Origin of the sequence: Streptomyces sp. NPDC032161, assembly GCF_040636995.1 — a bacterium.
Classification (GTDB): domain Bacteria; phylum Actinomycetota; class Actinomycetes; order Streptomycetales; family Streptomycetaceae; genus Streptomyces.
This window is the reverse complement of record NZ_JBEZVN010000017.1, coordinates 70,124-94,827: the sequence shown is the minus strand read 5'-3', so window position 1 is coordinate 94,827 and position 24,704 is coordinate 70,124. Positions and strand designations below refer to the sequence as shown.

Below are 24,704 nucleotides of genomic sequence, written 5' to 3'. Positions count from 1 at the left end.
CTGCGCTGCTCGGCGGGGCCGGGGCGCTGGCGCCCCGGCCCCGGTGTTCCGGCCGGCTCAGGACGGGGAGAGCTCGCCGCGGACCGTGCGGGCCGCGGCGACCAGGTTCTCCAGGGAGGCGCGGGTCTCGGGCCAGCCGCGGGTCTTCAGGCCGCAGTCGGGATTGACCCACAGCCGCTCCGCCGGGATGGCCTTCAAGCCGGTGCGCAGCAGATCCGCCGCCTCTCCGGCGCTCGGGACGCGGGGGGAGTGGATGTCGTAGACGCCCGGTCCGGCCTCGCGCGGGTAGCCGTGGTCGGCGAGTTCACGGGCGACCTGCATGTGCGAGCGGGCGGCCTCCAGGCTGATGACATCGGCGTCGAGGTCGTCGATGGCCTGGACGATGTCGCCGAACTCGGCGTAGCACATGTGGGTGTGGATCTGGGTGTCCGCACGCACACCACCGGTGGTGAGCCGGAACGCCTCGGTGGCCCACGCGAGGTAGGCGTCGCGGTCGGCGGCGCGCAGCGGCAGGGTCTCGCGCAGGGCGGGCTCGTCGACCTGGATGACCGACGTACCGGCCGCCTCCAGGTCGCCCACCTCCTCGCGCAGCGCGAGGGCGACCTGCCGGGCGGTCTCCCCGAGCGGCTGGTCGTCGCGGACGAAGGACCAGGCGAGCATGGTGACCGGCCCGGTGAGCATGCCCTTGACCGGGCGGTCGGTGAGCGACTGCGCGTACGTCGTCCAGCGGACCGTCATCGGATCCGGGCGGGAGATGTCGCCTGCCAGGATCGGCGGGCGCACGTAGCGGGTGCCGTAGGACTGCACCCAGCCGTGCTGGGTGGCGAGGTAGCCGGTCAACTGTTCGGCGAAGTACTGGACCATGTCGTTGCGTTCGGGCTCGCCGTGCACGAGGACGTCCAGGCCCGTCTTCTCCTGGAAGGCGATCACCTCCTGGATCTCGGCCCTGACGCGTTCCTCGTACCCTGCTGTGTCGATCCGGCCGGCCCGCAGGTCCGCTCGCGCGGCGCGCAGCTCGTCGGTCTGCGGGAACGAGCCGATGGTGGTGGTCGGCAGCAGCGGCAGGCCGAGATGTGCGTGCTGGGCGGCGGTGCGCTCGGCGTACGGCTGGGAGCGGCGCGCGTCGGCCTCCGTCGTGGCGGCGGCACGGGCACGGACCGCCGGGTCGTGAGTGATGGGCGAGTGCGCGCGGGACGCGAGGTCGGCCCGGTTCGCGGCGAGTTCGGCGGCGATCGTGTCGGTGCCCTGGGCGAGGCCCTTGGCGAGTGTGACGATCTCCCGCGTCTTCTGCCGTGCGAACGCCAGCCAGCGCAGGATCTGCGGTTCGATGTCCCGCTCCGGTGCCGTGTCCAGCGGCACGTGGAGGAGGGAGCAGGAGGCAGACACATCGACGCGGTCGGCCAGGCCCAGCAGCGTGCCCAGTGTGGACAGGGACTTGGCGAGGTCGTTGCCCCAGATGTTGCGGCCGTCGACCACCCCGGCGACCAGCCGCTTGCCGGGCAGTCCGCCGACGGCGGCGAGCGCGTCCAGATGGGCGGCGGCGCCCTCGGTGAAGTCCAGCGCGAGCCCGTCGACCGGCGCCTTCGCCAGGACCGGCAGGGCGTCGCCGAGCCGGCCGAAATAGGAGGCGACCAGCAGCTTCGGCCGGTCGGCGAGCGCGCCGAGGCCGCGGTAGGCGCGCTCGGCGGCGTTCAGCTCGGCAGGGGTGCGGTCCTGGACCAGGGCCGGCTCGTCCAGCTGTACCCACTCGGCGCCGGCGGCTCGCAGGTCGGCGAGGACCTCGGCGTACACCGGCAGCAGCCGGTCGAGCAGGGTGAGCGGATCGAAGTCGGCGGCCACGCCGGGAGCCGGCTTGGAGAGCAGCAGATAGGTGACCGGACCCACGAGCACGGGCCGGGCGGTGAGTCCGAGCGCGAGGGCCTCCTTCAACTCGCCCGTCTGCTTGGCGGAGTCGGCGGTGAAGACGGTGTCAGGGCCCAGTTCCGGGACGAGATAGTGGTAGTTGGTGTCGAACCACTTGGTCATCTCCAGTGGCGCCACCTCCTGGGTGCCGCGGGCCATGGCGAAGTAGCCGTCCAGGGCATCGGCGGTGACGGCGTCCCGGTGGCGTTCGGGGATCGCGCCGACCATGACGGTGGTGTCCAGGACATGGTCGTAGAACGAGAAGTCGCCGGTCGGCACCTCGTGGATGCCTGCGTCGGCGAGGTGCCGCCAGTTGTTCCGGCGCAGGTCGGCGGCGGTGGCCCGGAGGGCCTCGGCCGTGACGCGGCCCTTCCAGTAACCCTCGACGGCCTTCTTCAGTTCCCGGTTCCGGCCCTGACGGGGGTAGCCGTACACGGTGGCCCGTGTTGCCGCGGCTGCGGACTTCGGTGTCACGGAGATCTCCTTCGCGAGATGAATCCCTGAGATCCCGGGGACGGGACGAGAGCGCGAAGGGATGACGAACCGGGCGGAGACGATCCCGTGCGGCAAGGCACGGTCATCCGCCTGGTATGTACGCCGACCCGCCCTCGAGGTCACCGGGATGTCCGCGCACGACTGGTCCGTGCGCGGGCAGTTGGCAGGTCTTCGGACTCGCGGGCACGTCCTCACCTCATGAGGACATCTACTGGCCGTCGCTTCCCAGACCCTGTACGTCGGGTCCAGTGCGTATGACGGCGGTCGTTCCCGCTCACCGCTGCGGGGCAGTCCCGGATTCCCACCGGGTTCCCTCTTGCGACGCTCCCGCCTGGCTGACGGGGGCGAACCAGCTGCTGCCCGCAGCCTACGGGCTGACGCGCGAGGAAGGGCGAGGTCGTCCATCATCCGGATGGTGAATCAAGTCACGTGTGGCGGACGGCGCGGGGGCATGGACGCGGTGGGCGCGATCCCGGTCCACACCCCGCGGCGTACCGGATCCTGAGCCCCGGTCGCGGGCGTGGAAGCCCCGCTTGGAGGGCCGCCTCTCGGATCCGTCTGTGGTTCGTTCTCTCCAACGGGCAGCACGACGAGTATCCGGACGAGGACACCGTGCCGATCGGTGAGGCGTTCAGGATCGTGGAGCACATCGTCGGCGCCGGATCCTGGCCCGCCGACGCGCACCGGGTGGTCGATCGCTGATCCGGCGGACCTGTCGCCGGGCTCGGACGCCAGGATTTCGGTACGACGGCCGGTCAAAGAAGTCCCCGCACCGCGCGGTGATGCTGCCACGGGAGACATGCGGTGAACGGGATTGATCCGATCCTGCGAACGCTGAACACGGCGAGTTCCTGCTCGCCAATGAAATCGAGCGCCGCCCGGTGCCAACGGGGGCCCGGACGAAGAATGCCGAACGCGGCCACCGGAATAGCGTAAAAGCATTGCAGTCCCTCAGGATTCCGAATGTTCTGCCTTCGGAGGTCTCCGAGGTATACCGACGCAGTGGTGCCAAGCATGCTCTCCGGGTGGGCGACGGCAGCGACGCAAGGACGCCGGGCAACCGAAAGGGCCGCAACGGATCTGCTCGTTCCCCGGTACGGCACTGAACGTCGAGGCGGTGGCCTGATCGGAGGATCACCCCTGGTCAGGGCCTTTGGGGGAGGTGCCGGTAGTGAGTTGTTCACGTGACTCGGCCGTATTGCTCACGCCGGTCGGCACGCCGTCAAGGGCGACTTTCCTCACAGTGGGAGTTTGCTCTCCGCGGGCCCTTCCCGGTGATTACGCGATGGTAGCCTCGAGTGAGTGAGGGATCGACTCGCCATTGCGGAAGCCCGCCGAGATATTCCTGGTGAAACGTCTGTCGATTTGCCTCGGAATGCTTCGCTTCTATGTACCGAGGTCCAGATGGCTGGTAAATCGCTCTTGGTATTCGACACGGCGTTCACAGGGGTGCGAAGCCGTTGTTCGAGGTCCTTTTCGGTGTACGCCCGCAGGATCGTCGAGCAGCTCGAAAAGCCGGACACGGATTTCCTTGCGAGGATTTCATCGACGATCGGCACCGATGGGCGGTACATCGCGGAGGGCACCCCGACACAGGTCGTCCGTCCCGCCTTGTGCACGGGCGGATTCCCTCGCCCGCTGCTGGGGGCGGCATGAGCCCGGGGCAGACGGAGACCGGTGAGCTGCTCGTCGAAGAAGCTCCGGTGGAGACGGAGGACGACACCGACGCCCTCCCCGCGCAACTCCTCCCCGACGGAGGCACGACGGACCCGGTCAAGGACTACCTGCGGCTCATCGCCCGTGTCCGTCTGCTCACCGCCGAGGAAGAGGTGGATCTGGCCAAGCGGATCGAGGCGGGGCTGTACGCCGAGCGCCTGCTGGCGGAGAGGCCGGACGCGGAGCCTTGTTCCAGACGGGAGTGGGCGGCGCTCGCGGCCGACGGGCATCGGGCCAAGGACCACCTCACCGAGGCCAACCTCCGCCTGGTGGTTTCCATCGCCAAGCGCTACACGGGCCGGGGGCTGGACCTGCTCGACCTGATCCAGGAAGGGAACGCGGGTCTCATCCGCGCCGTGGAGAAGTTCGACTACACCAAGGGATTCAAGTTCTCCACCTACGGGACCTGGTGGATCAAGCAGTCCGTCAGCCGCGCTCTCGCGGACCAGAGCCGTACCATCCGCATTCCGGTCCACGCCGTCGAGGTCATCAACCGAGTCACGCGAGTCCGCCACGAGATGCTCCGGGACACAGGCGTCATGCCGACGCCTGAACAAGTCGCGGAAAAGATCGGCATCTCGACGGAGCGATTGCTCGAACTGGACCACTACGCCGCGGAACCGGTCTCCTTGCACACGGCGATCACCGCAGCCGGCGACGTCGAGCTCGGGGACCTCATCGAGGACGACGACTCCCCACCGCCCTGGGAGGCCGTGATCCACGGAGTCCTGCGGGAGACCATCGACAGGCTCCTGGCCGGAATGACCGCGCGCGAGGCCGGCATCATTTCCCTGCGCTTCGGACTCGCCGACGGCAGGCGGTGGACCTTGGAGGAGATCGGGCGCGTCTACGGCGTGACACGTGAACGGATTCGTCAGATCGAGCACAAGACGATGTCCAAGCTCCGCCATCCGTCCCGCTCGCAGGCACTCGAAGACTACCTGCGGGCCGACTGACGCGGCCGGTGAACGGCGGTCTGGAAACCGAGGGGGTGGGCCAGGGGCCGCGAGGCCGGTCGAACCGACGACCTGCGCCGACGGCCTGCGGGCGGGGATTCGCCTGCCGGGGATACGAGCGTGTACCGATCTCGATCCATCGGATCCCGGCCGGGACCGGATCCCGGCGGGACCGCGTCAACATGGTTGTTCCGCCAGCGAGGGTGGCGGGGTGTCGGTCCAGGAGCGGTCCGGATCCCGGACCGGCGGGCAGTCAGGACGGCCCGAGCGCGCGAGGCCTGCCCGTGCCGGGCGTGGGGCACGCTCGCCTGTCACGACGCCTCGCCACGTTGTCCGAGCGCCCGAATACATCCAGTGTGCGGGCGCCCCTCCGCCTTGCGATGCACCGCAGCCGACGCCGCGCACTGATCCACCAGGGATTACGGGACAGCCCTCAGCGCTTCGCGACGTCGTCGATCACCGGTACGCGTGACGCGATGCCGCCGGACGGCAGGGGCGGTACGGAGAATGCCGTGCGCCACGGGCGCCCCAGCAGCTCTTCGACACCCTTGAGGTCACCGGCCGCCAGGCGGCTGCGTATCAGAGTGGAGGAGCAGGTACGGCCGTCGCGGGCGACGAGCGGCACGGCGTCCACGGTGAAACCGAGCCGCCTTCCCGCGCGGCCGAGCAGGGCGGTGTCGCCGCCGCCTCCCCGGCCGAAGCGGAAGTTCTCGCCCACCACGACGGCGCGGGCTCCGAGTGTGCGGCCGAGGAACCGGTCGGCGAACTCGTCGGCCGCCATGTCGGCCAGTGCCGTGGTGAACGGCAGCACGAGCACGACGTCGACGCCGAGACCGTGGGCGAGGCGGACGCGTTCTTCGAGGGACGTCAGGTGCTTGGGCGCGCGCTGCGGACAGGTCACCGTGAGGGGGTGCGGGTCGAAGGTCAGCAGCACGGACGGCAGCCCGTGGTGAGCCGCCCGTTCGCGCACCCGCCGGACCAGTGCGGCATGGCCGCGGTGGAATCCGTCGAAGACGCCCATGGTCACGGCGCAGCCCCGCCAGTCGGAGGGAACGTCGTGCGGGCCCGTCCACACGGCGCCCGAGGCGCGGACTGCCGGTGCGAACTCCGGGCAGTTCGGGGAAGATTGCGCTGTCACATCCGCATCCTTGGTCTCAGGCCCGTTCGAGGACGAAGTCGTACCGCTGCACGAGGCCGCCTTCCCCGTCCGCCACGGGGCGCAGGATCAGTTCGGGCTTGGTCGCCCGGGCGACGTCGTCGTCCACCCACGCGCCGCCCGCGAAGTACAGCTGCGTCGTGACCTGCCGGTGCCCCTCCGCCCGGACCATCACATGCAGATGAGCGGGACGCCAGGGGTGCCATCCCGCCGCGGCGATCATGCGTCCCGTGGGGCCGTCGGCCGGGATCCGGTACGGGGCCGGGCGGACGGTGCGGATGGAGAACCGGCCCTCGTCGTCCGTGACGACCAGGCCGCGCAGGTTGCCCTCGGGCAGGTGCGGCGCGAAGCCGGAGTAGTGGCCGTCGGCGTCCGCGTGCCAGATGTCGACCTCCGCTCCCGGCAGGGGAGTGCCGTCCACGTCGCGGACCCGGCCGGTGAGGGAGAGCGGTGTGCCCTTTTCGTCGGCCCGGCGGGGCAGTTCGCAGTGGGCGGGCAGACGGCGGCTGCCAGGCAGGTAGTACGGGCCCTCGATGGAGCCCTTGGTGCCCTGTCGGCTGCGGGAGGCCACCTCCTCGACGGCGTGCTCGACGAATACGTCCAGGAGAAGAGGCCATTCGCCACCCTCTCCGACCTCCATCAGCCAGCTCTTGGCCGCCTGGAACTCGGGATAGGTGATCTCGTGGTCGGAGACGACCTGATGCACCGCGCCGAGCAGGGCCTTCAGGATCGTGTCGACGCGTTCGGCGGAGGTCTCCGCCGTGTCGTGGTGTCGCCTGTCGGCCCGGAACGCGGCGCCGGCCGGCGCGCCGGAATCCGCGGCTGTGGGGGACGTCGAAGGATCGGTGATGCTCATCGTGCGGCTCCGAGGTGGGCCGGGGCGGCACCGGACCGCCCCGGCGAAGTGATCAGCGGCGGTGGATGCTCACGTCATCCGGGTTGATCAGGTCCGGCACGGTCCAGCCGTTCAGGTCGTACTCGGCCATGCACTGCTCCGCGAAGCCCTTCATGGCGTCGGCGGCCCCGGAAGCCTGGGCGGTGAAGAGCATCTCCGCGCGCACCTGCTCGTGGTTGCCCGAGTAGTTGCGCTCGTACAGCTCGTGCCGGCCGCCGAACTCGCTGCCGATGGAGTCCCAGATCAGCTTCATCAGCTTGACCCGCTCGACGGAGTCGTAGCCGTTGGACCCGCGCACGTACTTGTCCAGGTAGGGGCGGATCTCCGGGACGGAGAAGTCCTTGGCGTTGGAGTTGAGGTAGATCAGCCCACTGCCCAGGTCCTGCATGATGATTTCCTTGATCCGCGGATAGCCGAGGGTCATGAACCAGCGGTAGGCCAGGCCGTAGTCGAGCTTGGGCAGGAGGGCGTCGTCCTTCCACGAGTCCGGGTTGTTCGCCATGGCGTCGGTCAGACCCCAGAACAGGTTGCGCCAGGCGATGACCTCGCCCACGCGGGTCTGGATGCCGCGGAAGTCCTTGGTGCCGGTGACCTCCACGCCCTTCATCAGCAGTCCGGCGATAAAGTCGAGCTTGACGGCGAGGCGCGTGCAGCCGTGGAAGGTGAAGCGGTGCAGGAAGCCCGAGCCGGGGAAGAACGTGCTCGCCTTTTCGGCGTCGCCGTAGATGAAGACGTTCTCCCAGGGGATCTTCACCTTGTCGAGGATGAAGATGGTGTCGTTCTCGTCGAAGCGGCTCGACAGCGGGTAGTCGAAGGGGCTGCCCATCACGTCGGCGTTCATCGCGTAGGAGTGCCGACTGATCAGCTTCATGCCCGGCGTGCCCATCGGGACGGTGCAGACCAGCGCGAACTCCTTCTTCTTGATCGGCAGGCCGTAGTGGGCGATGAAGTTGTAGTGGGTGATGGCCGAGCCGGTGGCCACCACCTTGGCGCCGCTGATGACCAGGCCGTCGTCCCGCTCCTCGTCGACGTGGACGAAGATGTCCTTGACCTCGTCGGGGTTGCGGTCGCGGTCGACCGGCGGGTTGATGATGGCGTGGTTCCAGTAGAGGACCTTCTCCTGCGACTCGGTGTACCAGCGCCGGGCATTGTCGCCGAAGGGCTGGTAGAAGTCGCTGTTGGCGCCGAGGGTGCCGAGGAAGGCCGCCTTGTAGTCGGGGCTGCGGCCCATCCAGCCGTAGGTCATCCGCGCCCACTCGGCGATCGCGTCGCGATCGGCGACCAGGTCCTCGCGGCTGCGCGGCGTACGGAAGAACGGATGGGTGAAACCGTCGCTGCCGGTGTCGGTCGGCACCGTGAGCACCGACTGCTTGTCCGGGTCGTGCAGCGCGTCGTACAGCCGCGCGGTCATGCGCACCGAGTTGCGGAAGGCGGGGTGCTCGGTGACGTCCTTGACCTTCTCGCCGTAGACCCACACCTCCCGTCCGTCACGAATGGACTCGATGTACTCGTCGCCCGTCAGCGGGCGGGTCTTGCGCACGCCCTCCGCGGGCGGGGTGGCCGGAGAGCGGGTGTCTTCCTGAGTCATGTCCGTCCTAGCTGATCTCGAAGGTGGGTGAAAGGTGCGTGAGCGGGGATTACGAGGCGTGGTGCGTGACGCGCTCCGCGTGCATCGCGGTGAAGGCGGGGGCACCGGTGAACCATCCGCTCTCGGGGCTGTCCAGGCAGGCGCCCCAGTGGACGCCCGCGTCCTGTCGGCCCAGGTGGCGGAAGGTTCCGGCGTGGAACAGCAGCGGCTCCAGATCGGTGATGTCGGCCTCGACCACCTCGCCGATGACGATCAGGTGGTCCCCGCCGTCGTAGGTGCGCCAGGGGCGGCACGAGATCGTGGCCGCCGCTCCCGTGAGCACGGGGCCGAGGGGCCCGTCGGACCACTGCGGTTCCGGCTCCACCGGCCGCCCGGCGAAGTGCCAGGCGGTGTCGGTCTGGTCGGCCGCCAGGATGTTGACCGCGAAGGGCGCGTCCTTCAGATAGAGGCACGCCTTGGACTGGCGGGTGAGGGTCACCTGGCACAGGGCCGGTTCCAGGGAGACGGCCGTGAACGCGTTGACCGTGGCGCCGTGGCGTCCGCCGTCGGAGGTGGCGCAGGTGACGACCGTGACACCGGTGGCGAAGCGGCCGAAGGCGTTCCTGAGGTGGCGCTGGTTCATGTGGCCCGCCCCGGAGAGCCTGCGGACGCGAGGTGCTCGCCGGCCCGGCACCCGCTGCCGGATGTCCGGCCCCGGGCGCGCCCGGACGGGGCCGTCCCGTCGCGTGTCGTGTGCACCGAGTGGAGTCCGGCGAAGCCCGTGCCGACGATCATCGCGCCGGACGCTCTTCCGGGTGCCTTCACCGGGCGGCTCGTCCTCGTGGGTGTCATTGCCCCGCTCCTGACTGTCGGAGGTGTGGCACGCGGACCGATGCCGTGCCTGCCACAGCACCGGCCCGCGTCGTGGTGACAGAACTCTGGGCACGGGCGCGGCCGTGGTCTCGGGTGAGATGACCCCCTTGGGTACCCCCTCCACCCACGTGGGTACCCCGCACGTCGAACCTGTGATCGGATTGAGTCGCGGACGATATGGGCTCCGGGCATGGGCCTATGGATCAAGGCGCTGACCGGGGAAAACGACTCTCTCTTCGGGTGCGAGTTCTTGGCACGACGTGTCCTTCGGCATAGCGTCGGGGGAAGCGGAACGGGCGAGGCGAGGACATCGAGGACCATGTACGACGACAGTGGACGCGGTTGTCTGGTCGGCTCCGGCGGCCTCACCAGCTTCGTGGGGCGCCGACAGGAGATCGCCGACGTACGCAGGAGCCTGTCGACCTCCCGGTTGGTCACGCTCACCGGCCCCGGCGGCATCGGCAAGACACGGCTCGCCCTGGTGGTCGCGGACCGGGTCCGCAGAGCGTTCCGGGACGGTACTCAGGTCGTCCAGCTGGCCAGCCTCGACGACGTCCGGGAGGTGGCCTCCGCGTTCACCTCGGCTCTCACCGTCCTGGACCAGTCGAACCGGTCCGCGACCCAGCAACTGGTCGATCATCTGGGATCCCAGCAGGTGCTGCTGGTCGTGGACAACTGCGAGCACGTGCTGACCGCCACCGCCGAGCTGCTGGCCGAACTCCTCGAAGCGGCACCGGGCCTGCGCGTCCTCGCCACCAGCCGCGAACCGCTCGGCATCGCGGGCGAGCTGGTCACGGTGATCCCGCCCCTGTCGGTGCCCACGGCCGAGCAGTTGCACGACGCCGCGAGCGTCGACCACAGCGAAGCCGTTCAGCTGCTGGTCGACCGGGCGCGGAGCGTCGCCCCCGACTTCGCCGTCACCGATACCAACCGCCCCGCTGTCCAACAGCTGTGCGAACGGCTCGACGGGATGCCACTCGCCATCGAACTCGCCGCCATCCGGCTGCGCACGTTGTCCGTCGGCCAGGTCGTCGAGCGCCTGGACCGCCGATTCGAACTGCTCACCGGCGGCAGCCGGGTGGCACGCCCCCGACAGCAGACCCTGCGCGCGCTGATCGACTGGAGCCACGAACTGTGCTCCGCCGACGAACGCCTGCTGTGGGCACGGATGTCGGTCTTCCCGGGCGGATGCGATCTGAAGGCGGTCGAGGAGGTCTGCGCCTTCGGCGACCTCGCCTCCGAGCGCATCGTCGACGTCCTCGACCGGCTCGTCGCCAAGTCGATCGTGATAGCCGAGCACACGGGTGAACAGGTCCGCTACCGACAGTTGATGACCGTGCGCGAATACGGCGCCGAGCGGCTCGACGGGCTCGGGGAACCACCGGTGCTGCGGCGCCGGATGCGCGATCACTACCTGCGCCGGGCCCGCTCCATGGTGGAGCGCTGGTGCGGGCCCGGGCAGCACGAGATGCTCGCCACCATGCGGCGCGACCACGCCAACCTGCTCGCGGCTCTGGAATGGTCCCTCACCACGCCCGACGAGCGACCCGCGGGCGGCCGGCTCGCGTCCTTCCTGTGCTACCACTGGATCGCCGGCGGCTCGCTCAGCGAGGGAAGACGATGGCTGGACCGCATCCTCGGCGTGCTCGACGGTGACACCGTCGAGCGGGGCTCGGTGCTGTGGGTGGCGGCCTGGGCGACGCTTCTGCAGGGCGACCGCGAGGCCGCCGCCGTCCGTCTGACGGAACTGGAGCACGTGGCGGAGGTGCTGGACGACCCCGAGCTGGCCGCGCACGCCGCGAACTGGCGGGCCCTCCACCACCTCTTCAGCGGCAGTCTGCCCACGGCGATCGGCCTGTACCACCGGGCCGTGGAGGGGCACCGCGCGCTCGGGAGCACCGGCGCGGTGCTCACCGCGCAGTTCCAGCTGGCCATGGCACGGAACTTCCAGGAGCCCGCGGGCAACGCCCTGGAGACCTGCCGGGAGGTGCTCGCCGTGAGCGCCCGGCACGGAGAACGCTGGAATCACGCCTACGCCCTCTGGATCAGCGGTCTGCAGCACTGGCGCGCGGGCGACATGCCCGCGGCCAAGCAGGCCGCGACGGCGGCCCTGGAGATCCAGCGCGACTTCACGGACGGCGTCTGCACGGCCCTGGTACTGGAGCTGATGTCCTGGATCGCCATGTCCAATCGGCACGCGGACAACGCGGCCATGCTGGGAGCCGCCGCCGGAGCGGTGTGGCAGCGGCTCGGTACCTCCATCGACGCGTTCGGACCCCACATCACCGCGGAATCCCGGCGTATGGCCCGACAGGTCGTCGAAACGCTGGGCACGGAACGGGTGGAGAAGGTCACCCGGCGACTGGCCCATCTGACCAAGGCCGAGGCGATCGAACTCGCACTGGAGATCGCCGCAGCCGTCAAGCCCACGACCGCGACGCGTGTCGTCCGGAGCTGCCCGCTCACGGACCGGGAACTGGAGGTGGCGCGTCTGATCGCCACGGGACTGAGCAATCGTGCCATCGCCGAGAACCTGGTGATCTCGCATCGCACCGTGGACGGCCACGTCGAGCGCATCCTGGGCAAGCTGGGCTTCACCTCCCGCACCCAGGTCGCCTCCTGGATCGCGTCCTTGGACGAATCCGGTGGCGAAGCCCGTCCACATCGGGCTCCAGCGCCCTGACGTGGGGGAGCACGGCCGCCCCATCGAGGCCGCCACTGCCGTGACGAACACGGCACTGCCGTAGTGCCGGCTTCGACACCCTGATCGTCCGGCCGTTCCGAGCGCGGCGACCCCCCTCTACCGACGCTCCGGTTTCCAGCCCCCGGGAGTCCTGCTGGAACTCCCGGTCGACACCTGAGGAGGCGCCCCCGATACACGCCCGAGTCCCGGACCGGGCGCGGGGTGCCGACGAGGATTCGCCGGCCCCTGTCTCACCGGGACCATCGCGACGGCGAGTGGCGGCTTCACCCACGCACGGTTGGTCATCGCCGTTACCATGACCACCGGAATGGCTGTCTTGCCGACCACAGGGCGCTGGACGGAAGGACCGGACGGGAGTCTGTCGTGACCACCGCACTGATCATCGGCGACATTCAGCAGGGCATCACGAGCAACTACCCCTTCGCCAGGCGTGTCGTGCCGCCGCTCACCGAACTGCTGCCGCGCGCCCGCGCGGCCGGTGCCCTCGTCGTGTTCGTGCACTTCGCCTTCCGGGGCAACGGGACCGACCTGCCGCCGGGCAACGCGCTCTTCAGGACGTTCTACGAGGCCGGGGACGCCTTTCACGAGGGATCGGCCGGAACGGAGATCGCCCTGCCGGTCGCCGACGAGGACGTCGTCGTGATGAAGCGCCGCGCCAGCGCGTTCGCCGGCACGGATCTCGACCTGGTGCTCCGCGCGTACGGTGTCGGCACCGTCGCGATCGCCGGAGTCGCGACCAGCGCGATGGTGGCCGCGACGTGCTACGACGCGGCGGACCGCGGCTACGAGGTGACCGTGCTGCGTGACGGCTGCGCCGACGGCGATGCGGCGATGCACGACTTCTTCATGGATGCCGTCTTCCCCAGCCGGGGATTCGAGGTCATGCCCTGCGCCGGCTGGCGTGGGGAGGGGAATCGATCTCGACTCGGACGGTGATCACGGCGGACTCGGATCAGCTGCTGAGAGAGTCCTGGTTTCCGGCGCCCCGGGCGGACCGTGATGCCCGCGTCCCGCCCTCGACGAGGCTCGCGGACAGGTGAGCGGCGAGAGCGGTCTGCAGTGCTCGGGGGGCCTCGACGGCCAGGTGCCCGCAGTCGATGACCTCCAGGGCGGCCCGCGGGATGCCCTCGGCGAGTTCCTCGGCGTGGTCCGGGGGGGTGGCCGTGTCGTGCGAACCGCCGACCACGAGGGTGGGCGCGGTGATCCGTCCCAGGGCGGGGCGCAGATCCGACGTGGCGAGGGCGTCGCAGCAGGCCGCGTACCCCGACGGGTCGGCTTCGGCGAGGTTGTCGAGCAGCCTGCGGCCGAAAGGGGTGCCCGCGGTGTCCGCGGTGGCGAACCAGCGGTCCGGGACGGTCGGAAGAAGAGGGGCGGTGCCCTCGTGCCGGACGAGTTCCGCCCGCCGGTGCCAGGTCTCGGGCGCCCCGAAGCGCGCGGAGGAGCAGACGGCGGCCAGGGAGGCGACCCGCTCCGGGCGGAACGCCGCGAGATGGGTCCCGATGGCTCCGCCCAGGGAGATGCCGGCGTAGTGAAAGCTGTCCCAGCCGTGGTGGTCCGCGAGATCGAGCACCAGGGACGCCAGGTCGTCGACCGTGGTACGACCCGGTGCGGGATCGCGCAGCAGCGCGGTGGGTGAGCCGCCGTGTCCGGGCAGGTCGAAACGCAACACCCGGAAACGGCGGGTCAAGGAGGGCAGCTGGGGTTCCCAGATCGCCTTGGAGGTGCCCAGGGACGGGCCGAGGATCAGGGGTGGTGCGTCGGCCGCGCCGACCAGGTGGTGGTGCAGCAGATGGGGCATGGACACCGTGCCTCCTTGGACGGGGTCAGCGTTCGAGGACGAGGGCCAGTCCCTGACCCACGCCGATGCAGAGGGTGGCCACACCGATCCCGCTTCCCTTACGGGCGAGTTGGTGGGCGACGGTGCCGGCGAGACGGGCGCCGGACGCGCCCAGCGGGTGGCCGAGAGCGATCGCCCCGCCCTGGGGGTTGAGGACGGCAGGGTCGAACTCGGGCCATTCGGCGAGGCAGCCGAGGACTTGCGCGGCGAATGCCTCGTTCAGTTCGAGTACGTCCAGGTCGGCGAAGGACCGGCCGGCCTTGGCGAGTGCCCGGTTCACCGCTTCGACGGGGGCGAGTCCGAAGTACTGCGGGTCGACGGCGGACACCCCGGTGGTACGGACGCGGGCGAGCGGCTCCCGGCCGGTTGCCCTCAGACCTTCCTCGTCGGTGAGAAGCACCGCGGCGGCGCCGTCGTTGAGCGGGGAGGCGTTGCCCGCGGTCACCGTGCCGTTCTCGGTACGGAAGGACGGCTTCAGCCTCGCCATCGCCTCCGGTGAGGTGTCCGGGCGGACGGACTCGTCGGCGGTGAAGGCGATCGCCCCGCCCTTGGGCCGCGGGACGGCCACGGGTGCGAGTTCGGCGTCGAAGCGTCCCTCGGCCTGGGCCCTGGCGGCCTTCTCGTGGCTGTGCAGGGCGAACTCGTCCTGTCGCTCGCGGCTGATCCGGTGCTTCTCGGCGATGAGCTCGGCGGACTCGCCCAGCGGGATGGTCCACTCGGGGTTCATCGCCGGGTTGACCATGCGCCAGCCGAGGGTGGTGGAGTACAGCTCGGCGTGGCCGGCCGGGAACGGTCTGTCGCTCTTGGGCAGCACGTACGGCGCGCGGGTCATCGACTCCACGCCGCCGGCCACGACGACGGAGGCGTCGCCGACGGCGACGGCACGGGCGGCCTGGACGACTGCTTCGAGGCCGGAGGCGCACAGCCGGTTGACCGTCACCCCGGGCACGGTGGTGGGCAGACCCGCCAGCAGGACGGCCATGCGGGCGACGTTGCGGTTCTCCTCGCCCGCCCCGTTGGCATTGCCGAAGTAGACGTCCTCGATGCGGGTCGGGTCCAGCTCGCTCGTTCGGGCGAGGAGTTCGCGGATCGTGTGGGCGGCCAGGTCGTCCGGGCGTACGCCGGCGAGGGCGCCGTTGTAGCGGCCGATCGGGGTGCGTACCGCGTCGACGAGGTAGACGTCTCTCATGACGGAGTTCCTTCGGGGATGCGGAGCTCGGCGTCCGTCCGGTCGCTGATCTCCGCGGTGGTGATGCCGGGTGCGGTTTCCACCAGGACCAGGCCGTCGTCGGTGACGTCGAGGACACCCAGATCGGTGATGATCCGGTTCACACACGCCCTGCCGGTCAGCGGCAGCGCGCACTCGGGCACGATCTTCGCCGAGCCGTCCTTCGCGGTGTGGGTCATCACCACGACGACCCGCCGGGCTCCGTGGACGAGGTCCATGGCACCGCCGATTCCGGTCACCAACTTGCCCGGAACGGCCCAGTTGGCCAGGTCCCCCTTCTCGGAGACCTGCATGGCGCCCAGTACGGCGACATCGATGTGCCCGCCGCGGATCATGCCGAAGGACAGGGCGGAGTCGAAGAAGGACGCGCCCGGCAGGACGGTCACCGTCTCCTTTCCGGCGTTGATCAGGTCCGGATCGACCTCGTCCTCGGCGGGGTAGGGGCCGGTGCCCAGGATTCCGTTCTCCGATTCGAGGACGACCTCGACTCCCGGCGGCAGGTGGTTGGGAATGAGGGTGGGCAGGCCGATGCCGAGGTTGACGTACTGCCCGTCCTCCAGCTCACGTGCCGCACGGGCGGCCATTTCCTGACGCGTCCAGGTCATCGGTTGCTCACCGTCCGCTGCTCGATCCTCTTGTCCGCGGCCTGCTCCGGGGTGAGCGCCACCACCCGCTGCACGAAGATGCCCGGCAGGTGAACCGCGCCCGGCTCGATGTCACCGGGCTCCACGAGTTCTTCCACTTCGGCGATGGTGACCCTGCCGGCCATGGCGGCGAGCGGGTTGAAGTTGCGGGAGGACTTGTTGAACACGAGGTTGCCGTGCCGGTCTCCCCGGGCCGCGCGGACCAGGGCGTAGTCGGTGCGGATGCCGCGCTCCAGCACGTACTCCGCGCCGTCGAACTCGCGCACCTCCTTCGGGGGCGAGGCCAGTGCCACCCCGCCGGAGCCGTCGTAACGCCAGGGCAGCCCCCCGTCGGCGACCTGGGTGCCCACCCCGGCCGGGGTGTAGAAGGCGGGGATCCCGGTACCCCCGGCGCGCAGGCGCTCGGCGAGGGTGCCTTGCGGGATCAGCTCCACCTCCAGTTCCCCGGCCAGGTACTGGCGCGCGAACTCCTTGTTGGCGCCGATGTAGGAGCCCGTCACCCGGGCGATCCGGCCGGCCGCCAGCAGTACCGCGAGGCCGGAATCCATCGCCCCGCAGTTGTTGGAGACCACGCTCAGACCGCTGACGCCCCGTTCGTACAGCGCCTGGATCAGTACGTTCGGCACACCGCTCAGCCCGAACCCGCCGACGGCGAGCGACGCGCCGTCCGGCACATCGGCCGTCGCTTCCACGGCGCCGGCGACCACCTTGTCCATCACGCCACGACCTCGTCCGCGGCCAGGTCGGACGGATGCTGGGCCAGGGGTGTGACCTCGATCGTCATGTAGGGGAAGAGGGGCAGGCCCCACAGGATGCGGTGCAGTGCCTCGTTGTCGGCGACATCGAAGACACTGATGTTGGCGTATTGCCCGACACAGCGCCAGATGTGCACCCATTCCCCCGACTTCTGCAGTTTCCGGCAGTACGCCTTCTCGCGTGCCACCAGGTCCCCGCGGACCTCGGGGTCGAGGTCACGCGGGATGTCGACGTCCATGCGTACGGCGAAGAGCACGGTCGATCACGCCTTGTCGAGAGCGAAGTCGTAGGTGACCTCGTGACCCGTGCCGTCGGCGACCGGGGTGGGGTCGAGGATCAGTTCGGGCTTGACGGCGGAGGCGATGTCGTCGGTGACGTACTCGCCGCCCCGGAAGTAGAGCTGGGTGGTGATCAGCCGGTACCCGGGCGCGGAGACCTTGAGGTGCAGGTGGGCCGGGCGCCAGGGGTGCCAGCCCGCCGCCTGGATGAGGCTGCCGCAGGCGCCGTCGGTGGGGATCCGGTACGGCGCGGGCTGAATCGTGTGGATCTTGAAGTGGCCCGTCTCGTCGGCGATCACGGTTCCCCGCAGGTTCCACTCGGGCAGGTTCGGCGCGAACTGGGAGTAGTAGCCCTCGTCGTCCGCCTGCCAGATCTCCACCTTGGCCGCCGACAGCGGGGTTCCGTCCACGCCGGTGACCTGGCCCTGGAAGAGCAGCGCGGTCCCCGCCTCGTCCTCCCGCATCGGCAGGGCCGCCTCGGCGGGCAGCGCGGGCGCGTCGGGCACGTAGTACGGGCCCTCGATGGTGCCCTTGGTCCCCTCGCGGTTCTCGTTGGCGACCTCCTCGACGACGTGCTCGACCCACACGTCCAGGAAGAGCGGCCACTCGCCGTCCTCGCCGGCCCGGATGAGCCACGCCTTGAGGGCGTCGTACTCGGCGTAGGTCAGCCCGTGGCGGCGGATGATGTCGTGGGCGGAGGTCAGGAGTTCGGTGACCAGGGCGTCGACGCGGCCGGTGTCGACGGCGGCCGCTTCCTGGCGCTGCTTGTTGCGGAACTGCTCGGTGGCGGCGGCTCCGGAGGCGGCGGCGGTGGCCTGCTCGGTGATGATGTCGGTCATGATCGTCCCGTCTTCTGAGAGTGGGTCAGCGGTCCTGGCGGTAGCGCGCCAGCTTGTCGGGGTCGATGTCGATGCCGAGGCCGGCGCCCTCGCGTACGCGCAGGGTGCCGTCCTCGATGGTCAGCGGCTCGGTGAGGAGGTCGTCCGTCATGTCGAGGAAGTTGGACAGTTCGCCGGCGTGGCGTGAGCCGGAGCGGTGGGCGGCGCCGAAGGCGACCGAGCACAACGTGCCGATCTGGCTGTCGACCTGGTTGCCCATCACCACCTCGACTCCCAGTCCCTCGCACTCGTGCAGGACGCGTTGGGAGGCGGTGAAGCCCGTGCGGGCGGTCTTGATGCTGATGGCGGTGGCGGAGCCGCCGAGGAGTTCGCGGGTCACCTCGCCGGTGCGGGTGGCGCTCTCGTCGGCGATGAACAGCACCGGGCTCTGAGCGACCAGCCAGCGGCGGCCCAGCACGTCGTCGGCGGGGCAGAGTTCCTCGGCGAAGGTCAGCCCGAGGTCGGCCATCTCGTGCAGGGCGCGGGCCGACTCGGACACCGTCCAGCCGCGGTTGCCGTCGATGTAGAGCTCGACGTCCGGGCCGAGCGCCTCGCGCAGGGCGCGGACGGCGGCGACGTCGTCGCGGTAAGGGCGGCGCCCGACCTTCACCTTGAACGTGGTGATGCCGTGGGTCGACCGGATGCGTTCGGCCTCGGCGATCATCTCCCGGGCCGGTGCGAAGCCGACCATGTGGCTGACCCGCATCCGGTCGGTGTAGCCGCCGAGCAGTCCGGAGACCGGCATGCCGGCGGCACGGCCGAGGATGTCCCACAGCGCCATGTCGATGGCGGCCTTGGCGGTCGGGTTGCCGACGGTCCGGTCGAGGCGCTCGTGCACCGCCTCCCGCTCCAGTGCCGTCAGCCCGAGAATCTGCGGCGTGAAGATCTTCTCGATCACCGCGACGATCGATTCCTGCGTCTCGCCGTAGGTGTACGGCCGTGGTGGTGCCTCGGCGGTGCCGACCAGCCCCTCGTCGGTGTGCACACGGACCAGGACGTGGTCGGCGGTGTGCACCTCGCCGCTCGCGAACTTCAGCGGCTTCGCGTAGGGAATGGCGAAGGGGACTGCCTCCACCTGGACGATCTTCATGCCGGTCCTTCGAGAAACATGTCGTTCTGCTCCAGCACCTCGAGGAGGTTGCGCAGCAGAGGGGATTCGTCGTCCTCGCGCCAGGCCAGGGACAGGGGGATGGAGAGGGCGTCCTCGATGTCCTTGCACAGCACGCCCTCGCGGGGCGCGGAGCGGATCGAGTCGGGCAGGACGGCGATGCCGAGCCCGGCGGCGACCAGCGCCAGTGCGGCCGAGGTCTCGGTGACCTCGTAGGCGCGGTGCGGGTAGAACCCGGCGGCCAGGCAGCTGCGGACGACGGCGTCGTCGACGACGGAGCCGAGCGTGGCGCCGTACATGACGAAGTCCTCGTGCCGGAGCTGTTCGACCCGGACGGTATCCGCCTCGGCCAGCGGGTGGCTTTCGGGAACGGCGACGACCAGGGCCTCGGCTGCCAGGGAGCGATGGGTGATGCCCTCCTGGCGGACCGGTGGCCTGAGGACGCCGATGTCGAGGCGGCGCTCGATCAGCCCGGCCTCCTGAGCGGGCGTGAGCATCTCGGTGTGCACCTCCAATATCACTTGAGGCATCTCGCGCTTCACCAGCCGTGCGAGAGCGGGCAGTTGTCGGTACGAAGCGGAGCCGGTCAGGCCGATCCGCAGCACCCCCTCCGCCCCGGAGGCGAAGCGCCCCACCCGCGCGACCGCCTCGTCGACGGCCTTGAGGATGCGCTCCGCGTCGGTACGGAAGACCTCGCTGGCTCCTGTCAGGGAGACCTGCCGGGTCGTCCGGCGCAGCAGTTCCACTCCCAGTTCCCCCTCCAGGCGGCGGATCGCCTGGGAGAGTGGAGGCTGGGCCATGTGCAGCTGTTCCGCGGCTTTGCCGAAATGACGTGTCTCGGCGACGGCCACGAAATAACGGAGGTGCCTGAGCTCCATCGGGCAGCCCCTTTCTTGTTGCCGGGGCCCTCGAATACGCCTCAGCGTAGGAGTGACTCCCATACGACACAAATACCTGATTACAGGCTATTGAGACGCACGGAATATCAATAGCACCTGGGATGGTTCGGGCGGAGAGAGGCGCCCGCCCCGTTCCTCGTGGGGCGGCGCGCTCGGTGCCGCCCGGCGCGAAGCGGCGAAGCGGCGCAGGGCGGTGAACCGGGCCGCACCGGGGCGCTCGCGCGGCGCCCCCGTCGTGCGGATCCCTCGTGCGCCGTCCGCGACGGCCTTAGATTGGGAGGATGCACGAGGGCGTGGTCACCCTGTTCCTCGGCGGGGACGTGATGCTCGGCCGGGGCATCGATCAGATCCTTCCGCACCCCGGTGATCCGGCGCTGCGGGAGCCGTACGTCCGCGACGCCCGGGTCTATGTCGAGCTGGCCGAGGCGGCGAACGGGCCGATTCCCCGGCCGGTGGACTTCCGTCGGCCGTGGGGTGAGGCGCTGGCGGTCCTGGACCGCGCGGCCCCCGACGTGCGCGTGGTCAATCTGGAGACCGCGGTCACCGGCGACGGGGACTTCGCGCCCGGCAAGGACGTCCACTACCGGATGAGCCCGGCCAACCTGCCCTGCCTGGCCGCGGCCCGCCCGGACGTCTGCGCGCTGGCCAACAACCATGTGCTCGACTTCGGCCCGCGCGGTCTCGACGAGACGCTCGACGCCCTGGCGGAGGCGGGGCTGCGGACGGCGGGCGCGGGCCGGGACGCGGTGCGAGCGGGACGGCCGGCGATCGTGCCCCTGCGCGCCGGCGGGCGGGTGCTGGTCTTCTCCTTCGGGATGCCGTCCAGCGGGATCCCCGTGGACTGGGCCGCCACCGGGCAGCGGGCCGGCGTCGACGTCGTCGCGGAGCCCTCGCCGGCCGCCGCGGCCGCGTTCGCCGATCGTCTGCGGCAGGTCCGGCGACCGGGGGACATCACGGTCGCCTCGGTCCACTGGGGCCCCAACTGGGGCTACGGCGTCTCCCGCTCCGAAGTCCGCTTCGCCCACGCACTCCTCGACGCGGGCGTGGACGTCGTGCACGGCCATTCCTCGCACCACCCCCGCCCGCTGGAGGTGTACAAGGACGGGCTCGTCCTGTACGGCTGCGGCGACCTCGTCGACGACTACGAGGGCATCGGCGGCTACGAGAGCTACCGGGACGACCTGCGGATGTTGTACCTGGTGTCGGTGGAGGCGGACACCGGCCTGCTGGTCGACGTGCGGATCGTGCCCCTGCAGGCGCGCAGAATGCGTCTCGAACCCGCCTCGCCGGAGGACACCGAGTGGCTGCGCGCCGTCCTGGACAGGCACAGCCGGGCGTTCGGCACCCGCGTCGACGGCGGGCCCGACGGCACACTCACGCTGCGGACCCCGCACGCCGCGCCGCGCACATGAAGCGGACGTGTTGCGACCCGAAGAACCACCCCCGGCGCCCGCCCCGTCGCGCAGGGGACGGGAGCGGGCCCGTGGTCACGTCGCGTACTCGATGTCCTGCTCGTCGATGTGCACGGAGTTCGGCACCATGGCCTGCGGGCGGACCACGTCCTTGAGCAGGAAGAGTGCCAGGTCCTTCGCACTCCTGCCGCGCAGTGCCTCTCCCGCCTGAGGATCCACCGTACTGATCCGGGCCACTTCGGCCAGGAGCCGTTCGACGAGGCCGGGGATGATGTCCGGGCCGACCAGGACGTTCTGGTGGAGCAGTTCGGGGCGCTCCAGAACGGCCTTCCGAGGCCCGGTGTAGCGCTGCCTGGAATTGGCTTCCTCGGCTATCTGGGTCCGGATCTTTTTCGACTCCGTGCGGCGTTCATCGGTCATGGAACGCGGTTTTCCGGGCCCCGGGATCTTCTGGTCGCGTTTGAACTCGCGCAATTTCGCGGTGTTCTTGTTCTCCTTGAGGAACCGGTTCACGTTCTTGGTGATGGACTGGACCTTGGGAGGGTCGGAACGTTCCACCAGCAACGTCGGGAACTCCCGCGCGCCGAAGTCGCTGAGCATCACCCACCCCCTGCTGAGCAGCCCCGATTCCTGCAGGCCGAGGGATATCCGTGCTTCTTTGCCGAAGCGGGAAACACGGAAGCCGCTCTCGGGCGCTTCGATGTAGAAGAACACGAAGCCCGTGTTGGCCAGGGCGTGAACATCGTACGGGTCCGTATTGTTCACTGCGCCGCCGTGCTCCGCCTCGAGCTTCGCCCTCGACTGCAGTCCGCCGCCGAGTATGCCCTCGATCCTTTCCTTCGGGGCGTAGTGGCGGACCATGAAGCCACTCAGCACCCGCTCCAACTCGCTCCGCATTCCGCTGTACCACTCGAGGTCGCCGGAGATGTTCGCGTTCTCCTCCCGCAGCCCCTGGAGGTTGTCGGCCGAGATCTGCTCGAAGTAGGGCCTGCCGGTCTTCTGCACCGCTGCCGTGTTCTTCGAGAAGTCCTCGTCTGTCCAGAGGATTCCCTGCCGGGTCATCAGGTCGTAGGGGCCGTCCGGCGTGCTCATCGTGGTCCGCAGGGCCGCCAGCTCGTCGTCGACGTGCTTGAGTTCCCTCTCCACGATGTCGCGGATGCCGCTCGGGCCGTCCGGCAGCAGGCCCTGAATCGTCTTCAGTTCCTTTATCTGCGCATTGAGGTCCAGATCCGTCAGTTTGTCGTACCGTTTCACGACCTCGGCCACGTTGTCCGGCAGGTCGTGCTCCCCGAACTGCTCGTTCAGCGAGGTGGTGGTGCGGCGCTGCAGGACGGGGCCGGTGCCGGCAGCCGTGTTCTGCTCCACGCGGCCGTGGGCGGCCGGTGCGTCCGGTACCGGGCCGGCCATCACGCGCGCCGCGTTCGCCTCCGCCGCCCGCTCGAAGCGGTCGTCCGGGTGCGAGAGGTACAGTCCCGCGCCGTTGTCCGTCCCCGCCACGGCTCCGCGGCGTTGCTGGATCACGTGCGTGAGCTCGTGGGCGAGGGTGTGCTTGTCGGTGCCGCCGGCGCCGATCACGACGTGGCTGCCCGACGTGTACGCGCGGGCGCCGACTTCGGCGGCGGACGCCCGGGCGGCGCTGCCGTCGTGGACGCGGACGTCGGAGAAGTCGGCTCCGAGCCGTGCCTCCATCTCGGTCCGGGTCGCGTCATCGAGAGGCTTGCCACCGGTGCGCAGGACGTCGTGGACGGCGGACCGCTGCACCGCCGGCTGCTCGGCCCGCGGGTGTCCGCGGTCCGCGCTGTGCTGGTGCTCTTCCGCCCATGGATGCCCGGCCTGACGGAGCATCTGGACAACGGCCGCGTTCCCGGCCGTGCTCTGCAGCGGGAGGACGCCCTCGGGCGGCATCCGCTCGTCCGCCGCGGGTCTGCGGGCCGGCGCATGCCAGGTCGCCGCGGCGGTCGGTCGCACGTGGTCGTGATCGCGCAAGGGGTCCTCTTCCCGCGTAGGAATGTGTCTCCTTCTGCACACGCCGCGCCTCGCCGCCCGATCCAGGTGCTGAGAGGCAGAGAAGAGAGGGCGAACGGGCAGACCGTGGGGCCTGGACCCCGGCGAGGGAGCCTTGATCCGGCCCGGCGTGCAAGGGCGGTCCGCGAGCCCCCGGAGGAGCGCGCCGCCGAGGCCCTTCGAGTGGGCACCACCACGGCGGCGCTGTCGCCGCTCCGGTCGGCTCCCGAGCCGTGTCCGGCTTCACGTCCGCTTGAAGAATTCGACCTCCCCGACCGCGATGGGCCGCCCCTCGCCCTGACCGGACGCGGCCCGCAGCACGAGCCGGACGGAGACGACGTCGCTGATGCCGGTCCGTACGGTCTGCGGGCCCGGTTTGTCGGCGAGCGTCACCGCCTTCTCATGGACCTCGCCGTCCGTCGTGGTGACGATCAGATCGGCCCGAGTGGGCCTGCCCCCCTGCCGGAACTCCTGGAGTTCCTTCGACACACCGGCGTGCACCACGACGCCGACCAGCCGGAACGGCTTGTCGAAGACACAGGTCAAGGACGAACCGAGCGTGGGCGCCCCCCAGTACGTGTTGGTCACCCCGTCGATGGCCGCGGTCGCCGGATGACCGGGGACCTGGGAGCTCGCGGTGGCCTTCGCCGGGCTGATCTCCGCCGTCCCGCCGAGCTTGTCCCGCACGTCCTCGAAGAGGTAGCGCCCGGCCGGCAGGAGCAGGAAGCCCGCGAACAGCACCCCGACGACCGCCAGCACCAGCAGGGTCCGCCGCAGCGCCCGGCCCGTTCCGCCCCGCACGCGGCGGCGGAACGGCCACACCGTGCGCCACCACGGCAGCGGCTTCGGCTGCTCGCGGGTGTCCAGCGGTGCGGCGCAGCGTCGGCAGAACCGGCGTCCCGGAAGGTTCGGGGTGCCGCACGCCGGGCACGGCGGCCCCTCGGGGTCCTCCTCCGCTGCCACGGACCTGACGACGGGGCGCCGGGCGATCGGTTCGGCCGGCCGTACCGCGACCACGGGCACGTCCTCCTCCGCCGATGGTTCCGGCGGGAGAGGGGTCGGCCGCGCCGGCCGCCGGGGCGGTTCCGGGGCCGCTGCGGGCACCGCAGGGGGCGGTCCGGCGGACTCCGGCGCATGCGACCGCGTCGGTTCCACCGGTGGCTCCGGGCGCGGGGAGGCCGGCGCCCCGGCCGCGGGGCCCGGGGCGGCACCGGTCCCGGGAGAGGCCGGGGGCCGGACCGTCGGCCCGGCCGTCGGCTCCTCCGGGTCGACGGGTTCCGCGGCGGGAGGGTTCCGCGGCGACTGGGAGGACCAGCCCAGATAGGAACCGCAGTTCCCGCAGAATTCGTCGCCCTCGCGGTTGGCCGCACCGCACGCCGGACACGAGCGCATCGCG

General features: G+C 70.4%; 19 protein-coding genes, 1 pseudogene and 1 riboswitch. Of the genes and pseudogenes, 4 read left to right on the top strand and 16 right to left on the bottom strand.

Features of this window, described 5'->3' with window-relative positions:
• Positions 1 to 57: 57 nt before the first annotated feature.
• Positions 58 to 2,376 carry a 5-methyltetrahydropteroyltriglutamate--homocysteine S-methyltransferase gene (gene metE, locus AB0E67_RS24815; protein WP_362030588.1) on the bottom strand — a complete coding sequence of 773 codons (2,319 nt, stop codon included), beginning with the start codon at positions 2,374 to 2,376 and terminating at the stop codon, positions 58 to 60.
• A 165-nt stretch (positions 2,377 to 2,541) separates the two neighbouring features.
• Positions 2,542 to 2,766: riboswitch (cobalamin riboswitch) on the bottom strand.
• Positions 2,767 to 4,049: 1,283 nt separating this feature from the next.
• On the opposite strand from metE, the gene AB0E67_RS24810 reads away from it, so the two are divergent.
• Complete coding sequence (locus AB0E67_RS24810; RefSeq protein ID WP_362030586.1) at positions 4,050 to 5,069, top strand: RNA polymerase sigma factor; 1,020 nt, start codon at positions 4,050 to 4,052, stop codon at positions 5,067 to 5,069.
• A 433-nt stretch (positions 5,070 to 5,502) separates the two neighbouring features.
• Here AB0E67_RS24810 and AB0E67_RS24805 read toward each other — a convergent pair whose 3' ends face one another.
• The 4 genes from AB0E67_RS24805 to AB0E67_RS24790 are packed head-to-tail and all read right to left on the bottom strand — an operon-like array spanning position 5,503 to position 9,330.
• Positions 5,503 to 6,207, bottom strand: coding sequence for a hypothetical protein (locus AB0E67_RS24805; protein WP_362030584.1), 705 nt, complete (start codon positions 6,205 to 6,207; stop codon positions 5,503 to 5,505).
• A 16-nt stretch (positions 6,208 to 6,223) separates the two neighbouring features.
• Positions 6,224 to 7,081 (bottom strand): catechol 1,2-dioxygenase, encoded by an 858-nt coding sequence (catA, locus tag AB0E67_RS24800; protein WP_362030582.1) that lies wholly within the window; start codon positions 7,079 to 7,081, stop codon positions 6,224 to 6,226.
• A 52-nt stretch (positions 7,082 to 7,133) separates the two neighbouring features.
• Positions 7,134 to 8,708: a 4-hydroxyphenylacetate 3-hydroxylase N-terminal domain-containing protein gene (locus tag AB0E67_RS24795; RefSeq protein WP_362030580.1), complete on the bottom strand. Its 1,575-nt coding sequence runs from the start codon at positions 8,706 to 8,708 to the stop codon at positions 7,134 to 7,136.
• Between the two features lie 49 nt (positions 8,709 to 8,757).
• On the bottom strand, positions 8,758 to 9,330 hold the full coding sequence (locus AB0E67_RS24790; protein WP_362030578.1) for a flavin reductase family protein: 573 nt from the start codon (positions 9,328 to 9,330) through the stop codon (positions 8,758 to 8,760).
• A 549-nt stretch (positions 9,331 to 9,879) separates the two neighbouring features.
• Here AB0E67_RS24790 and AB0E67_RS24785 point away from each other — a divergent pair.
• A complete protein-coding gene (locus AB0E67_RS24785; RefSeq protein ID WP_362030576.1) occupies positions 9,880 to 12,243 on the top strand; it encodes a LuxR C-terminal-related transcriptional regulator in 2,364 nt (787 codons plus the stop codon).
• Between the two features lie 384 nt (positions 12,244 to 12,627).
• Positions 12,628 to 13,200, top strand: a complete 573-nt coding sequence (locus AB0E67_RS24780) for an isochorismatase family cysteine hydrolase (RefSeq protein WP_362030575.1) — start codon at positions 12,628 to 12,630, stop codon at positions 13,198 to 13,200.
• Positions 13,201 to 13,216: 16 nt separating this feature from the next.
• On the opposite strand, the gene AB0E67_RS24775 is transcribed toward AB0E67_RS24780, so the two are convergent.
• From AB0E67_RS24775 to AB0E67_RS24740, 8 genes are read right to left on the bottom strand one after another with little or no spacing between them, the layout of a single operon-like run.
• On the bottom strand, positions 13,217 to 14,062 hold the full coding sequence (locus tag AB0E67_RS24775; protein ID WP_362030644.1) for an alpha/beta fold hydrolase: 846 nt from the start codon (positions 14,060 to 14,062) through the stop codon (positions 13,217 to 13,219).
• 25 nt (positions 14,063 to 14,087) lie between these two features.
• The gene (locus AB0E67_RS24770) at positions 14,088 to 15,290 is read right to left on the bottom strand and encodes a thiolase family protein (RefSeq protein WP_362030573.1); all 1,203 of its coding nucleotides are present in this window, start codon (positions 15,288 to 15,290) and stop codon (positions 14,088 to 14,090) included.
• Positions 15,287 to 15,934 (bottom strand): CoA transferase subunit B, encoded by a 648-nt coding sequence (locus tag AB0E67_RS24765; protein WP_362030571.1) that lies wholly within the window; start codon positions 15,932 to 15,934, stop codon positions 15,287 to 15,289. Before AB0E67_RS24765 ends, AB0E67_RS24770 begins: the two co-directional genes overlap by 4 nt.
• A complete protein-coding gene (locus tag AB0E67_RS24760) occupies positions 15,931 to 16,689 on the bottom strand; it encodes a CoA transferase subunit A (RefSeq protein ID WP_362030642.1) in 759 nt (252 codons plus the stop codon). Before AB0E67_RS24760 ends, AB0E67_RS24765 begins: the two co-directional genes overlap by 4 nt.
• Positions 16,689 to 16,985, bottom strand: a complete 297-nt coding sequence (gene catC / locus AB0E67_RS24755; RefSeq protein WP_362030570.1) for a muconolactone Delta-isomerase — start codon at positions 16,983 to 16,985, stop codon at positions 16,689 to 16,691. Before catC ends, AB0E67_RS24760 begins: the two co-directional genes overlap by 1 nt.
• A gap of 6 nt (positions 16,986 to 16,991) precedes the next feature.
• Entirely contained in the window at positions 16,992 to 17,846 is an 855-nt protein-coding gene (gene catA, locus AB0E67_RS24750; RefSeq protein ID WP_362030568.1) for a catechol 1,2-dioxygenase, read from the bottom strand.
• 25 nt (positions 17,847 to 17,871) lie between these two features.
• Positions 17,872 to 18,975: an enolase C-terminal domain-like protein gene (locus tag AB0E67_RS24745; RefSeq protein WP_362030566.1), complete on the bottom strand. Its 1,104-nt coding sequence runs from the start codon at positions 18,973 to 18,975 to the stop codon at positions 17,872 to 17,874.
• Complete coding sequence (locus tag AB0E67_RS24740) at positions 18,972 to 19,871, bottom strand: LysR substrate-binding domain-containing protein (RefSeq protein ID WP_362030564.1); 900 nt, start codon at positions 19,869 to 19,871, stop codon at positions 18,972 to 18,974. The genes AB0E67_RS24745 and AB0E67_RS24740 overlap by 4 nt, the downstream gene beginning before the upstream one ends.
• 302 nt (positions 19,872 to 20,173) lie before the next feature.
• Here AB0E67_RS24740 and AB0E67_RS24735 point away from each other — a divergent pair, with 302 nt between their 5' ends.
• Complete coding sequence (locus AB0E67_RS24735) at positions 20,174 to 21,304, top strand: CapA family protein (protein WP_362030562.1); 1,131 nt, start codon at positions 20,174 to 20,176, stop codon at positions 21,302 to 21,304.
• A 75-nt stretch (positions 21,305 to 21,379) separates the two neighbouring features.
• On the opposite strand, the gene AB0E67_RS24730 is transcribed toward AB0E67_RS24735, so the two are convergent.
• The 3 genes and pseudogenes from AB0E67_RS24730 to AB0E67_RS24720 all read right to left on the bottom strand — a co-directional run.
• Complete coding sequence (locus AB0E67_RS24730; protein WP_362030640.1) at positions 21,380 to 23,209, bottom strand: DUF4157 domain-containing protein; 1,830 nt, start codon at positions 23,207 to 23,209, stop codon at positions 21,380 to 21,382.
• A gap of 342 nt (positions 23,210 to 23,551) precedes the next feature.
• Positions 23,552 to 24,325, bottom strand: a complete 774-nt coding sequence (locus AB0E67_RS24725; RefSeq protein ID WP_362030638.1) for a zinc ribbon domain-containing protein — start codon at positions 24,323 to 24,325, stop codon at positions 23,552 to 23,554.
• Positions 24,326 to 24,634: 309 nt separating this feature from the next.
• Positions 24,635 to 24,700, bottom strand: a pseudogene (locus AB0E67_RS24720) (zinc ribbon domain-containing protein); the annotation flags it as partial.
• Positions 24,701 to 24,704 lie beyond the last annotated feature (4 nt).